Source organism: Palleronia rufa (genome assembly GCF_000743715.1).
GTDB classification, from domain to species: Bacteria; Pseudomonadota; Alphaproteobacteria; order Rhodobacterales; family Rhodobacteraceae; genus Palleronia; species Palleronia rufa.
In genome coordinates this window covers 222,736-235,249 of sequence record NZ_JQEY01000001.1, presented here as the reverse complement: position 1 = coordinate 235,249, position 12,514 = coordinate 222,736, and the positions used below count along the sequence as shown (strand labels likewise).

Genomic DNA, 12,514 nt, shown 5'->3' with positions numbered 1-12,514 from the left:
GGGGTGCTATACCGGGGCGGTTGCAGAGAGGAAAGTCATGTTGCGGGATGCGCTGAAGCAGGGGCCCGTCTGGGCCCTGGGGGCCATGTCCGGCACTTCGCTCGACGGGGTGGACGCGGCGATGGTGCTGACCGACGGGGCGGAGATCTTCGGATTCGGGGCGACCGCCTACCGGCCCTACACGGAGCCGGAGCGCGCAGTGCTCCGGGCCGCGATGGGACGGTGGGAGGATCTGGAAGAGGCCGCGTCGGTGGTCGAGACGGCGCACATGGATGTACTGGCGGGGTTTTCGGGTGTCGATCTGGTGGGATTTCACGGGCAGACCACCGCCCACGATCCGGGCGGTCGCGGTACCTGCCAGATCGGCGACGGGCTGCGGCTGGCCCACGGGCTGGACGTGGCCGTGGTCTGGGACTTCCGATCCGCGGACGTGGACCGGGGCGGGCAGGGCGCGCCGCTGGCGCCGTTCTACCACCATGCGCTGATGCGCCATGTGGGAGAGACGGCGCCCGTGGCGGTGCTGAACCTCGGTGGCGTCGGCAACCTCACGCTGGTGGATCCGGCGATCGAGCGTGCGTCGGAGCCGGGGGCGTGCCAGGCCTTCGACACGGGGCCGGCCAACGCGCCGCTGAACGACATGATGCGGGCGCGGCTGGGGCTGGTGCACGACGAGGGGGGCGCGCTTGCCGCGCAGGGCACGCCCGACGCCGCCATCCTGAAGCGGTTGGCCGACCACGCCTATTTTCGCAAACCTCCGCCCAAGTCCCTGGACAGGAACGACTTCATCTGGCTGGAAGAGGCGGTTTCGGGCTTGAGCGACGCGGATGCCGCCGCGACGCTGACCGCCGCCGTGGCGCAATCGGTGGCCGCGGGTCTACGCCATGGGTCGGTTGCCCCCGCCCGGCTGCTGGTCACCGGCGGCGGACGGCACAACGCCACCATGATGTCCTCGATCGCGGATCGGGTCGGCTGTCCCGTGGCGCCCGTTGAGGCCGTCGGGCTGGACGGAGACATGCTGGAGGCCCAGGCCTTTGCCTATCTGGCGGTCCGGGTGGCGCGCGGTTGGCCGACCTCGGCGCCCGGAACCACCGGCGTGCCCTTTCCCGTCAGCGGCGGAATCCTGTCGCGTCCGGACGATGTCCTCTCGCTGATCGGGCCGTGAGCGCGGCGGTCAGCCGACCTGTTCTGCCGCCGTGTCCATCACGAATTCCGTGCCCTCGGCATAGACGACTTCCGGTTGGTCGAAGGCGAGCGCAAACGTGCGCAGAACCTCGGCGGTCACGCATGTCACAAAGGTGCCGTCCGCCAGGCGGTCGGCGCGGACCAGCGCCTGATCTTCTCCGAACAACGTGCGTGCCCGCCAGTCGCGAACCAGCATCGGCTGTCCCGCAGCGACGGTAATCGTCCGCGCCGGTCGGCCATGGCCCAGCGCCGAGGCGCGGATAACGACGGCAGGTGCATCGCGTTGCTCGCGGACATGGATAGCGCGCAGGATCCGGACGCCGCGCCGGGTGATGACGCGATCACCCGGCTCAAGGAAATCCACCGCGATCGGACCGTCGAAGGTCATGACGCGCGTTCCGGCCGCGAATCCGGTCTGCACCCGGGTGTCTGTCCTCGTCGTTCGCGCCATGGTTGTCCTCCCCTTTTCCTTTCTGCACCATGTAGCCGCGGAAGTGAATAAAAGGTTTACATCTACTGGTTGCAGGGCGGATCCATGCGTAAAGTTCGCGGCTTTTCGCTCGCGCCGAGCGAGCGGCTTTGCTAGTGAGCTAGCGATCGCAGGGTCTGTCCTTTGTGATCATGCGGGTGTGGCGGAACTGGCAGACGCACTTGGTTTAGGTCCAAGCGCCGCAAGGCGTGGGGGTTCGAGTCCCTTCACCCGCACCATCGCCAATCGAATCCCTGTCATTCGTTGCCTGTCAGGTGACTATTTCGGCCCGGTGTATCCGCGATGCTGTTTGTAGAGCCTCCGCCCGTCGCCACGTCTTCTGGGGCTCTTGAGACGCGGTTTTCTGGCCATCAGGCGCGGGGACAAGGTGCGGACCCAGGCGGTCCCATAGGCCTGGCATCCGCATCGGGACCGCGTCCCGCTTTTCGACATGCGCCGGGTCGCACCGGGATTCCGTCTCTGGAATGACGGCAAAGCAGATCAAGGAAAGCCTCGTCGCACGGACCTTCGGCACCGAGGTGCTGCGCGGCTTCGGTCTGGATCCCGACAGCGTCTTCGTCCCGATACTTGCGGTCGGCCTGATCGTGTTCGCCTATCTGGTGAATGCCGCGGGAAACCGGTCGGTCGGGCTGTTCTCCAGCGTGATGGCCGTGGTGAAGGTGGGCGGGATCGTGGTGTTCGGTGCCGCAGCGCTCTGGGCGGCGGGATCCTCGTTCGAGGCATCGGGGCGCGCGGCGGCGCCGGCGGGTTCGTGGCCTCCGTCGAGCTGTCTATCCTGGCCTTAAGGGGTTCACGACCATCACCAACAGCGGGGCCGAGACCACCCAGCCGAAACGCAAGGTGGGCAGGGCGATCATCTGGTCGATCGCGATCTGCGTTGTTGTCTATCTGCTGGTGGCCTTTGCCGTGGGGTCCAGCCTGACCCTGCCGCAGATCGTCGAGGCGCAGGACGTCTCCCTGGCCGAGGCGGCCCGGCCGGCCTTCGGCGCTCTGGGCGTCTGGCTGACCGTCGCCCTGGCCATCGCCGCCACCGCGTCCGGCTTGCTTGCAAGCGTCTTCGCCGTGCCGCGGATGCTGGCGATGCTGACCGAGATGAGGATGATCCCGCATGGCCATTTCGGGATGCCCGGCGTCGCGCGCGACCATACGCTGGCCTAGACGGTGGTGATCGCGGGGATCCTTGCGGTTTTCTTCGACCTGGAACGGATCGCGTCGCTCGGCGTGTTCTTCGATCTGTTCATGGACATCTTGATCCATTGGGGCGTGCGCCGCACCCTGTTTGCGGATATCGGCGCGCGCGGCTGGGTCCTGATGATTGCCATCGCGCTGGATGTCGGCGTGCTGGGCACCTTTCCCTTCATGAAACTGCAATCCGACCCGTGGATCGTGGCCATCGCCTTGATCGGCATCGCGGTCGTCTTCGCCTTCGTCCGGGGATACCTTGCGGTCCGCGACGACGGTGCCGACACACCTTGCCGAAGCTGACATTCAGCAACGCGGGATTGGGTTAGCCCCCGCAGCGGATTGCGGGGGGTTTGCGGCCTGTGGCGTGTCCCGGGTCGATACGTCGGTTCGCCGAGACGGTCGCGGTTCTACTGGGAATTCTGGTCGGTGGTGCCGCCGTCGGTGGTCCCATTGCCGGACATTCCGCCGCCCGACATGCCGTCACCGGACATGCCGTCACCGGACATTCCGCCGTTCATCATCCCGCCGCCGGACATGCCGCCGCCCATCATCATTCCGCGGATCTCTTCTGGGTCGACCTGGCCGTTGCCATCCGCATCCGCCATCTTGAACATCCGTTCGTGGACGGCCTGAACCTCTTCGAGGGACAGGGCGCCGTCGCCATCGGTGTCCATCATCGCCACCATCATGTTCGGCATCATCGAACCGCCCATGCCGCCCATGCCGGACTGCCCCATTCCGGACATTCCGTCTGTCGCCATGCCATCCTGGTTCGCCATGTCCCCCATCTGCTGGTCGCCCTGCGGCGCGCCGTCGGATGCGTCGCCGTGCTGGCCCGCCTGCGCCCCGGTCGCGGCAAGGGCGAAAAGGGCGGCGTAGAGTCCTGTGGTCATTTTCATCGTGCGGTTCCTTCTTGTTATGACGTTCGACCAGTTCAACCGACTGGAAAGATTTTGGTTTCGCCGAATGGCAGGATGCGGCGGTCATAGAACCGTGAACTGCCCCATCATGCCCGCGTCCTCATGTTCGAGAATGTGGCAGTGGTACATGAAAGGCGTCGCTTTTTCGGCGGGTTTGTCGAACCGGACCAGGATCTCTGTCGGCCCCTCCACCAGCACCACATCCTTGAGGCCGATCCGGTCGGGATCGACCTCGCGCCCGCGCATCCTGACGACCTGAAACGACGTTCCGTGAACGTGGAACGGATGGGTCATCATGTCGGCGCCGATGCGCCACAACTCCGTCTCGCCCAACGGAACGGCCTGATCATCGATGCGACCCATGTCGAAGGAGTTTCCGTTGATGCCCATCATCTGGCTGTCCCGACCGATCGCGTCGTTGAACATGCTGCCCATCATGGAGCCTGCATGGACGTTCAGCGTGAAGTCGCGGGTCCGGACCGGGGTGCCGAGGTCTGGCCGATCGGCCGGCAGGGTGTCCGGCAGGACCGCGGGACCGGTCGGGGCGGCATCGCCCACATCGAACGACATGATGTCGAGCGATGCGGCGTCGCCGCCGCCCATCATGCCGCCGCCGCCCATCATGCCGCCGCCACCCATCATGCCGCCCCCGCCCATCATGCCGCCGCCGCCCATCATGCCGCCGCTGCCGGCATTCCGCGACACCAGGCGGACGGCCGACCGGTCGGTGAAATCCACGACGATCTCGGCCCGTTCGGCCGGGGCCAGCCGCAGACGGTCCATGGCGGCGGGCGCGGCCAGAAGGCCGCCGTCGCTGGCGACCTGATGGAACCGCCGCCCGTCGGCGAAGGCGAAGTCGTAGATCCGCGCGTTGGACGCGTTGAGCAGACGCAGCCGCACGAGCCCCGCGGGCACCGTCAGTCTGGGCCGGATCGCACCGTTCACCAGGATCTCATTGCCGAGGAACCCCTGCATCCTGTCCATCATCCCCAGATCGTATGTCATGCGCCCGGAGCGGTCGAAGCTGCGGTCCTGCACGATGAGCGGAAAATCGTTGGCGCCATAATCGCGGGGCAGCGGATCGGTGATGTCGGGATCGTCGATGATGATCATGCCCGCCAGACCGCGGTACACCTGATCGGCGGTGCGCCCGTGGACATGACTGTGATACCACAGCGTCGCGGCCGGGTGATCCACGGGCAGTTCGGGCGACCAGGTCCTGCCCGGATCGAAGGCCAGTTGCGGGCCGCCGTCGAGGTAGCCGGGGACATGCATTCCGTGCCAGTGGCCGGTGATCGGATCGTCGGTGCGGTTGACCACGTCGATATTCGCCGTGCGCCCCCGCCGAAACCGCAGCAGCGGCCCCAGATAGTCCTGCCCGTAGCCCAGCGTATCGGACACGGCACCGTCGATGAATGCGCGCGTGCCTTTCATCGCCGTCAGCGTGTTGCCCGCGCCGGGGCCGACCTCCATGACCTGGGGGATCGGCAGCGGGGCGCCGGGCTCGGCCGCGACTGCGCGGCGGGTCAGCGCGGCCGGTGCGGCAAGGGACGCGGCGGCAAGGGTCAGGAACCGGCGGCGTTTCATAGGGATACTCCATCTTTGGACGGCAGGGGCGGGTGCGCAGCGGCGTTGCAAAGCGTCTGCACGGCGCGGTGCTGCGTGAGAAACACCCGGCCGGTGAGATCGGTCAGAAAGTCGGTTTTCTTCAGCCCGTCCATCACCGGTCCTTTCACTTCGCTGAGGTGGAAGGCGATATTTCGCGCCGCGAGCCGCGTGTTGATCGCCTCAAGGCTTTCCAGGGCGCTCATGTCGATATCGTTCACCGCCGAACACATCAGGATCACGTGTCGCAAATCGTCCCGGTCGGCGGTCATGTCGTAGATCCTGTCCTCGAGATTGCGGGCATTGGCGAAATACAGGCTTTCGTCGACGCGCACCGACAGGATGGCGTCGTGCAGCGCCATGTCGTGGCGGTCGACGTTTCGATAGTGCTCTGTCCCCGGCACCTGACCCACCACCGCCATATGCGGGCGCGATGACCTGTAAAGATGTATGAGGATCGAGATCAGCACGCCAGCCGACACGCCGACCTCGACACCAAGGCCGAGCGTCAGAAGGATCGTCGCGGACACGGCCGCGAAATCGGCTTTCGAATAGACCCAGCTGCGTTTGAGGATCGAGAGATCGACAAGGCCAAGGACCGCGACGATGATCGTGGCCGCCAGCGTCGCCTTGGGCAGGAAATAGATCGCCGGTGTCAGCATCAGCGCGGCGATGGCCAGCCCCACGGCGGTAAAGGCCCCCGCGGCGGGCGTTCTGGCGCCGGCGTCGAAGTTCACCACGGACCGCGAGAACCCGCCGGTGACCGGAAAGCCCCCCGTGAACGCCGCCCCGAGGTTGGCGGCGCCCAGACCGATCAGCTCCTGATCCGGGTCGATGCGCTGGCGGCGCCTGGCGGCGAGAGTCTGCGCGACCGAGATCGACTCCACAAATCCGATGACGGAGATCAGGATGGCGGGCCCGATCATCGCGGCCAGAACGCCGGTCTGAAACGATGGCAGCGTCAGGGGAGGCAGCGACCGGGGCACGGTCCCGACGATATCGACGCCGCGATCCGCAAGGCCGAAGGCCCAGACCGCCAGCGTCGTGACCAGGACGGCGAAGACCGGCCCGGCCTTGGACCCCATGTCCGCAAGCGTGTTGCCCGGCCCGATCCGCAGCAACAGCGGTTTCAGCCCCTTGCGCACCCAGAACAGGAATGCCGTCGCACTCACCCCCAGCAGAACCGTGATCCAGTTGATCGCGCCGAGGGCAGACCATAGACCGTGCAGCATCTCGATCAGCGTATCGCCAGAGGCCCTGACGCCGAGGATGTATTTCAACTGGCTGGTGGCGATCAGGATGCCGCTGGCGGTGACGAACCCGGCGATGACCGGATGCGACAGGAAATTCGCCAGAAATCCCAGCCGGAACAGGCCGAGGATCAGCAGGAAACTGCCCGACAGAAACGCCAGCGTGAGGGCGGCGGTGACCTGGTCAATGCCCTGGTCACCCAGTTTGCCGATCGCCGCCGCCGTCATCAGCGACACCACCGCCACCGGTCCGACCGCCAGCGTGCGCGAGGTGCCGAAGATCGCGTAGAGCACGATGGGCAGGATCGAAGCGTAGATCCCGGCCTCTGGCGGCAACCCGGCCAGCAGCGCGTAGGCCAGCGACTGCGGGATCAGCATGATCGTGACGATCACCGCCGCGACCAGATCGCCGCTCAGCTTGTCGCGGTCGTAACGGCGGCCCCAATCCAGAACCGGCAGGTGTCGGGCCAGGGAGGACACGTCTTTCAGGATGTGACGGGCAGCCCGGCCTCTTTCCAGCCGCCCAGCCCGCCGTCGATGACCTTGGCGTTGTAGCCCATCGCCCTCAGCGTATCGGCCGCCAGAGCCGCGCGGGCGCCCGACGCGCACAGGACATGCACGCATCCATCGGAATGGCGCATCGCCAGCAAGGCGTCGTGCCCCTTGCCGGTGTCCGGATCGGCCTGCGCCTCCAGAAGCCCGCGGGGGATGTGGATCGCGCCGTCGATGGCGCCGTCGCTGTCCAGTTCCGCGGGTTCGCGCACGTCGAGGATCATGTCGCCGTCCTGCCGCGCGGACTGCGCATCGCCGGGCTTGACGGCCGCGACACGGCTCCTGGCGTCCGCCACCAGGTCTTTCAGGGATTTGCTCACGGGTGTCTCCTTTCAGAATTTGCCGACGGGCAGTTTCAGGTAGTGGCCGCCGTCGCTTTCGGCCTCCGGCAGCTGTCCGCCGCGCAGGTTGATCTGCAGTACGGCGAGCATCCGGTCTGGCAGTGCCAGGGTCGCATCGCGGTCCTGGCGCGTGGCGATGTAGTCGGCCTTGTCCGTGCCGGCGCCGACGTGGATATTGTCGGCGGTATGCGTGTCCACCGTGGCCTCCCACTCCGGCGCGTTCCGCCCGTCGGCGCCGTAATCGTGGCCGATGAACAGGCGTGTGTCGCCGGGCAGGCCAAGGATGGCCTGGATCGAGTTCCACAGCTCCTCGGCGCTGCCGCCGGGAAAGTCGGCGCGCGCGGTGCCGCTGTCTGGCTGCATGAGCGTGTCGTGCACGAAGGCCGCGTTTCCGCAGACATAGGTGATCGATCCCAGCGTGTGGCCGGTCGAAAGCATCACGCGGACGTCCAGATCGCCCAGCGCGAACGTGTCGCCGTCGGCGAAGAGCCGGTCAAAGTCGCGGGCGGTCTCGAACGCCTCCGGCATGTTGTAGATGCCGCGCCAGAGCTCGGCGATCTCGGCGACCTTCTCGCCGATGGCATTGGGCGCGCCGGTGCGGTCCTTCAGCCGCGCCGAAGCCATGGCGTGATCGGCGTGGGGATGCGTGTCCAGCACCCATTCCACGGACAATCCATGCTCTTCCACCAGGCCGAGCACCTGATCCATGCTGCGGGTGTCGATGGCAAAGCTGGCCGGATCGAAGTTCAGCACCACATCGATCAGAGCGGCCTTCTTCGTCGCGGGGTCCGCGCAGATATACTGGATCGAGCCGGTATCGGGTTCGTAGATCCCCCAGACGTCCGGGCTTTGCGGGCCGGTCGAGGGGGAATGCCGCACGACCGGCTGCTCCAGCTTCGATGTCTGAGACATTTTCAGGCTCCTTTCGTCGTGAAGATCGGGAATGATTTCGCGGCCCCGCCGAGCAGGATGCCGATCACCATGGCGGGCAGGAACAACAGCGTCCCCGGCGACCCCAACGCCAGCGCGGTCCAGGCGGGACCGGGGCAGAAGCCGCCGAGCCCCCAGCCGATGCCGAAGATCGTCGCGCCGGTGATGAGGGGCGCGTCGATGGCCGTGTTGTCCGGCAGATCAAAACGCGCCCCGACCGCGGGGGAGCCCTGCCGCCAGACCAGGCGGTATCCGGCAAGGGCCGTCAGCGTGGCGCCGCCCATGACGAACGCGAGGCTGGGATCCCAGGCGCCGAAGATGTCCAGGAAGTTGAGAACCTTGGCGGGATCCGCCATGCCAGAGACGATCAGGCCGATGCCGAAGATCAGACCGGCGATGAACCCCAATGCAGGACGCATGACCGACCCCTCAGAACGCATGACGGACCACGGTGGTCGTCACCACGGCGGCGGCCAGGAAGGTGACGACGGCGACCAGAGACCGGGGCGACAGCCGTGCCAGACCGCAGACCCCGTGTCCCGACGTGCAGCCAGAGCCCAGGGCGGTTCCCGCCCCGACCAGCAGGCCGGCAAGGACCATCCCGGGCAGGTTGTCCGGCACGGTCTGCTGGGGAAACGACCCGGTCGCCAGCAGGACCGCAACCGGCGCCGCGATCAGGCCCAGCAGAAATGCCAGCCGCCAGTCCCGGTCGCCCGGTCCGCCGACCCGCGGCGCCAGTCCCGTCAGACCTTTGGTGATCCCGGTGATTCCCGCGATCTTTCCGAACACGCCCATGACCATCACGGCGCTGAGCCCGATCAGGGCGCCGCCGAACAGCGACAGCCACGGTGTGAATTCGGTTGCGACGGTGGGTCCCATGCCGGTCTCCTTCGGTCTATTTCTGTTGGTACCTGCGAGATCACGCGCTATATGTAAGGAATGTCTAAATTAGTCAACACTAATATTTCAGCGAACCGCCCGTCCTTGCCGGTTTTGCAGGCGCGCGCTGCTGAGGTCGCCGAACAGCTCGGACTGTTGTCGAATGCCAGCAGGCTCATGGTTCTGTGCCACCTGCTGGAGGGCGAGCAATCGGTCGGAGCGCTGCAGTCGCAGCTGGAGCTCAGCCAATCGGCGCTCAGCCAGCATCTGGCGCGGTTGCGCGATGCGGGGATGGTCGCCACGCGCCGCGACCGTCAGACGATCTTCTACCGCATCGCCGATCCGCGTGTGCATCAGATGATCGAGGCGCTCTACCTGATCTATTGCGCGCCCGAGTGACCGGAAGGCTTGTTCATCGGACCCAGGCGACGGCCTGTTCCGGATAGCGGGTCAGACCCGTGCTTCCGGAACGTTCCGCGCGGGGGCGGCCGTTCGCGCCCCCCGCGAAGGCCGTCGGCGCGATCTAAAGGAAACGAAATCGCTGCCGATCACACATTACTGACGCTCAGCGATAATTCCCTCTTGAAGCTCTAGTTGCTGTAGGGGCTATCTGCGACGGGAACTGGATAGTCAGAGGTCCGATCATGTCATCCGATCCCGCCCACAAGCACGCGCACAGCCACGATCACGACCACCCGTCGGGCCACCGGCACGAAGGCAGCGCCTGCTGCGGTGGCACCTCTGCCTGCGGCGTTGTCGCGCCTTCCGGGCCGGTCGAAGGCCGGAGTTTCCAGGTCAGCGGGCTGGATTGCGCCGAGGAGGTGTCGATCCTGAACAAGGTCGTCGGGCCGGCGGTCGGCGGGTCCGAGCATTTGGCCTTCGACGTCATCAACGGGCGCATGACCGTTCTGGACAGCGCGGCGACCGTTTCCGACGAAAAGATCGTGGACCTGGTCGCGGACACGGGGATGACGGCCAGACCGTGGGACGCGGACAACGCGGCGGCTGACCAGGCGGCCCATCTCAACCGGCAGAAGTGGTTCACCGCCCTCAGCGGCGGATTCTGGCTGGCGGGGTTCGTCTGGCACATGACCGAGTCCGGCATGGGCGGCGCGCTCAACATATTCTCCGGACACGGAGATTCTCCGATGCCGCTCCCCGAGGCCGGCCTCTTCGCGCTGGCGATCCTGTTCGGCGTCTGGCTGGTCGCGCCCAAGGCCTGGTCCTCGGCGCGCCGGCTGTCGCCCGACATGAACCTGCTGATGGTGGTCGCCGTGGCGGGCGCCATCGGGCTTGGCGAGTACTTCGAGGCCGCCACCGTCGCCTTCTTCTTCTCGCTCTCGCTTTACCTCGAAAGCTGGAGCGTGGGGCGCGCGCGCAATGCCGTCTCGGCGCTGCTGGACCTTGCGCCGCCCACGGCGCGGGTGATCCGGCCCGATGGCACGGAGGCGACCGTGCCCGCCGGAGAGGTCGCCGTGGGCGACCGCTTCGTGGTGCGCGGCGGGGATCGCATCCCGCTGGACGGCGAGGTGACGGACGGAGCCGGCGCGGTCGATCAGGCCCCGATCACCGGCGAGAGCGCACTCATCCCCAAGGAAGCCGGCGACGAGGTCTACGCCGGGACGATCAACGGCGAGGGTACGCTGACGGTGCGCGCCACCAAGGCGGCGTCGGACACGGTGCTGGCCAAGATCATCCGCATGGTCGGCGACGCCCATTCCCGCCGCGCCGAGGTCGAGCAGTGGGTGGCGAAGTTCGCCCGTATCTACACCCCCGCCGTCATGGTTCTGGCGGTCCTTCTGGCTTTGGTGCCGCCTCTGATCACCGGGGCCTGGTCGTTCTGGTTCTACAACGCGCTTGTCCTTCTGGTCATTGCCTGTCCCTGCGCGCTGGTGATCTCGACGCCGGTCTCGATCGTGGCCGCGCTCGCCTCATCCGCGCGCGCCGGCGTGCTGATCAAGGGCGGCGCCTATGTCGAGGCGCCGGGCCGGACGACGGCGCTGGCGATGGACAAGACCGGCACCATCACGATGGGCGAGCCGGAGGTGGCGGCGGTGCATGCGTTTGGCGACGCATCGGAATCCGACCTGCTGGCGCTGGCCGCATCGCTGGAGGCGCGGTCGTCGCATCCGCTGGCGCGCGCCATTCTGGCACGGGCCGAGCGGACCGGCGTGACCGTCGCGGCGGCGGAAGACACGCGGACGGTGCCTGGCCGCGGACTTGAGGGGCGTTTTGGGGGGCGCGCCGTCTGGCTGGGCTCCGACCGGTTCGCCGCGGAAAAGGGGTTCGGCGCCGCCGTGCCTTCGGATCTGCGCGACCGGATCGAAGGCGCCGGCAGCACGCTGGTGGCCGTCGGCGACGGGGACGGCCTGCGCGGCGTGCTTGAGCTGCGCGACCGGATCCGGCCGGATGCCCGCGCGATCGTTGCGCAACTCCATGCGCAAGGCGTCAGGACCATCGTCATGCTGACCGGCGACAATGAACGCACGGCCCGCGCCGTTGCGGCGGAGGTCGGGATCGACGAGGTTCGCGCCGAGCTTCTGCCGGAAGACAAGGTCGCCGCGATCGAGGAACTGGTGGCGACGCACGACGTGGTGGCGATGATCGGTGACGGCGTGAACGACGCGCCGGCCATGGCGCGTGCCCATTACGGCATCGCCATGGGTGCTGTCGGCTCGGACGCCGCCATCGAGACGGCCGATATCGCGCTGATGACCGACGACATCGCCAGGGTTCCCTGGCTCATCGGTCATTCGCGCCGGACCATGACGGTCATCCACCAGAACATCGGCATCTCTCTGGCGACAAAGGCGCTGTTCGTCGGGCTGACCGCCTTCGGCATGGCCTCCATGTGGGGCGCCATCGCGGCCGATGTCGGCGTGTCGCTGGTCGTCGTCGCCAATGCGCTGAGGCTCCTGAACGGTGCCGACCGCAAGCCGAAGCCCCCCCGAGATGGCGAGCGTGTGGCCGGACGCATGGCGCAAGGGGCGCTGGCGCCCGGTCAGTAGGGCGCAAGGGCCCGGTGCATCGCGCCCGGCGGTTGCGCGCGGCTTTCCCCGTGCGTCGATGTCGGCTGCGTCTTGGGCCGCGCGCGAACCGGCTTCGTCGGCGGCATCGCGGACACGAACGGAGCGGGACTGGCGCCGACGCGGCGGGCGTCCGATCAGCCGGGCCGGCGCG

Annotated in this window: 14 protein-coding genes and 1 tRNA gene; 7 read left to right on the top strand and 8 right to left on the bottom strand. The window is 67.3% G+C overall.

The window, feature by feature from the left end; all coding sequences use genetic code 11:
* Positions 1 to 37 precede the first annotated feature (37 nt).
* Positions 38 to 1,162: an anhydro-N-acetylmuramic acid kinase gene (locus tag KW83_RS01110; RefSeq protein WP_036173303.1), complete on the top strand. Its 1,125-nt coding sequence runs from the start codon at positions 38 to 40 to the stop codon at positions 1,160 to 1,162.
* A 9-nt stretch (positions 1,163 to 1,171) separates the two neighbouring features.
* Here the strand turns inward: KW83_RS01110 and KW83_RS01105 are convergent, their stop codons facing one another.
* Positions 1,172 to 1,633, bottom strand: coding sequence for a Hint domain-containing protein (locus KW83_RS01105; RefSeq protein WP_036173301.1), 462 nt, complete (start codon positions 1,631 to 1,633; stop codon positions 1,172 to 1,174).
* A gap of 172 nt (positions 1,634 to 1,805) precedes the next feature.
* Here KW83_RS01105 and KW83_RS01100 point away from each other — a divergent pair.
* The 4 genes from KW83_RS01100 (at position 1,806) to KW83_RS22095 (ending at position 3,157) form a co-directional block, all read left to right on the top strand.
* Positions 1,806 to 1,890 (top strand) — tRNA-Leu (locus KW83_RS01100).
* A 246-nt stretch (positions 1,891 to 2,136) separates the two neighbouring features.
* Positions 2,137 to 2,457, top strand: a complete 321-nt coding sequence (locus tag KW83_RS22105; protein WP_051928095.1) for a hypothetical protein — start codon at positions 2,137 to 2,139, stop codon at positions 2,455 to 2,457.
* Positions 2,354 to 2,830: an amino acid permease gene (locus KW83_RS22100; protein WP_456088814.1), complete on the top strand. Its 477-nt coding sequence runs from the start codon at positions 2,354 to 2,356 to the stop codon at positions 2,828 to 2,830. Before KW83_RS22105 ends, KW83_RS22100 begins: the two co-directional genes overlap by 104 nt.
* Before the next feature lie 6 nt (positions 2,831 to 2,836).
* Complete coding sequence (locus tag KW83_RS22095) at positions 2,837 to 3,157, top strand: hypothetical protein (protein ID WP_456088813.1); 321 nt, start codon at positions 2,837 to 2,839, stop codon at positions 3,155 to 3,157.
* Positions 3,158 to 3,264: 107 nt separating this feature from the next.
* On the opposite strand, the gene KW83_RS01090 is transcribed toward KW83_RS22095, so the two are convergent.
* From KW83_RS01090 to KW83_RS01060, 7 genes are all read right to left on the bottom strand, one after another.
* On the bottom strand, positions 3,265 to 3,756 hold the full coding sequence (locus KW83_RS01090; protein ID WP_036173299.1) for an EF-hand domain-containing protein: 492 nt from the start codon (positions 3,754 to 3,756) through the stop codon (positions 3,265 to 3,267).
* Between the two features lie 84 nt (positions 3,757 to 3,840).
* Positions 3,841 to 5,364: a multicopper oxidase family protein gene (locus KW83_RS01085; RefSeq protein ID WP_152563436.1), complete on the bottom strand. Its 1,524-nt coding sequence runs from the start codon at positions 5,362 to 5,364 to the stop codon at positions 3,841 to 3,843.
* Positions 5,361 to 7,112: a SulP family inorganic anion transporter gene (locus KW83_RS01080; protein WP_235191338.1), complete on the bottom strand. Its 1,752-nt coding sequence runs from the start codon at positions 7,110 to 7,112 to the stop codon at positions 5,361 to 5,363. The genes KW83_RS01085 and KW83_RS01080 overlap by 4 nt, the downstream gene beginning before the upstream one ends.
* A gap of 5 nt (positions 7,113 to 7,117) precedes the next feature.
* Positions 7,118 to 7,504 carry a rhodanese-like domain-containing protein gene (locus KW83_RS21320; RefSeq protein WP_036173297.1) on the bottom strand — a complete coding sequence of 129 codons (387 nt, stop codon included), beginning with the start codon at positions 7,502 to 7,504 and terminating at the stop codon, positions 7,118 to 7,120.
* 12 nt (positions 7,505 to 7,516) lie between these two features.
* Positions 7,517 to 8,437 carry an MBL fold metallo-hydrolase gene (locus tag KW83_RS01070; protein ID WP_036173295.1) on the bottom strand — a complete coding sequence of 307 codons (921 nt, stop codon included), beginning with the start codon at positions 8,435 to 8,437 and terminating at the stop codon, positions 7,517 to 7,519.
* A gap of 2 nt (positions 8,438 to 8,439) precedes the next feature.
* Positions 8,440 to 8,874, bottom strand: coding sequence for a DUF6691 family protein (locus tag KW83_RS01065; RefSeq protein ID WP_036173293.1), 435 nt, complete (start codon positions 8,872 to 8,874; stop codon positions 8,440 to 8,442).
* 10 nt (positions 8,875 to 8,884) lie between these two features.
* Entirely contained in the window at positions 8,885 to 9,334 is a 450-nt protein-coding gene (locus KW83_RS01060; protein WP_036173290.1) for a YeeE/YedE family protein, read from the bottom strand.
* Between the two features lie 60 nt (positions 9,335 to 9,394).
* Here KW83_RS01060 and KW83_RS01055 point away from each other — a divergent pair, with 60 nt between their 5' ends.
* A complete protein-coding gene (locus KW83_RS01055) occupies positions 9,395 to 9,733 on the top strand; it encodes an ArsR/SmtB family transcription factor (protein ID WP_051928090.1) in 339 nt (112 codons plus the stop codon).
* A gap of 245 nt (positions 9,734 to 9,978) precedes the next feature.
* Positions 9,979 to 12,342 (top strand): heavy metal translocating P-type ATPase, encoded by a 2,364-nt coding sequence (locus tag KW83_RS01050; protein WP_081904392.1) that lies wholly within the window; start codon positions 9,979 to 9,981, stop codon positions 12,340 to 12,342.
* Positions 12,343 to 12,514 lie beyond the last annotated feature (172 nt).

What these genes read in the sequence shown, in the direction of transcription:
- KW83_RS01110 (WP_036173303.1), top strand. Translation starts at nt 38, where the DNA reads ATGTTGCGGGATGCGCTGAAGCAGGGGCCCGTCTGGGCCCTGGGGGCC.
- KW83_RS01085 (WP_152563436.1), bottom strand. Translation starts at nt 5,364, where the DNA reads ATGAAACGCCGCCGGTTCCTGACCCTTGCCGCCGCGTCCCTTGCCGCA.
- KW83_RS01060 (WP_036173290.1), bottom strand. Translation starts at nt 9,334, where the DNA reads ATGGGACCCACCGTCGCAACCGAATTCACACCGTGGCTGTCGCTGTTC.
- KW83_RS01105 (WP_036173301.1), bottom strand. Translation starts at nt 1,633, where the DNA reads ATGGCGCGAACGACGAGGACAGACACCCGGGTGCAGACCGGATTCGCG.
- KW83_RS01065 (WP_036173293.1), bottom strand. Translation starts at nt 8,874, where the DNA reads ATGCGTCCTGCATTGGGGTTCATCGCCGGTCTGATCTTCGGCATCGGC.
- KW83_RS01050 (WP_081904392.1), top strand. Translation starts at nt 9,979, where the DNA reads ATGTCATCCGATCCCGCCCACAAGCACGCGCACAGCCACGATCACGAC.
- KW83_RS01055 (WP_051928090.1), top strand. Translation starts at nt 9,395, where the DNA reads ATGTCTAAATTAGTCAACACTAATATTTCAGCGAACCGCCCGTCCTTG.
- KW83_RS01070 (WP_036173295.1), bottom strand. Translation starts at nt 8,437, where the DNA reads ATGTCTCAGACATCGAAGCTGGAGCAGCCGGTCGTGCGGCATTCCCCC.
- KW83_RS01090 (WP_036173299.1), bottom strand. Translation starts at nt 3,756, where the DNA reads ATGAAAATGACCACAGGACTCTACGCCGCCCTTTTCGCCCTTGCCGCG.
- KW83_RS22105 (WP_051928095.1), top strand. Translation starts at nt 2,137, where the DNA reads ATGACGGCAAAGCAGATCAAGGAAAGCCTCGTCGCACGGACCTTCGGC.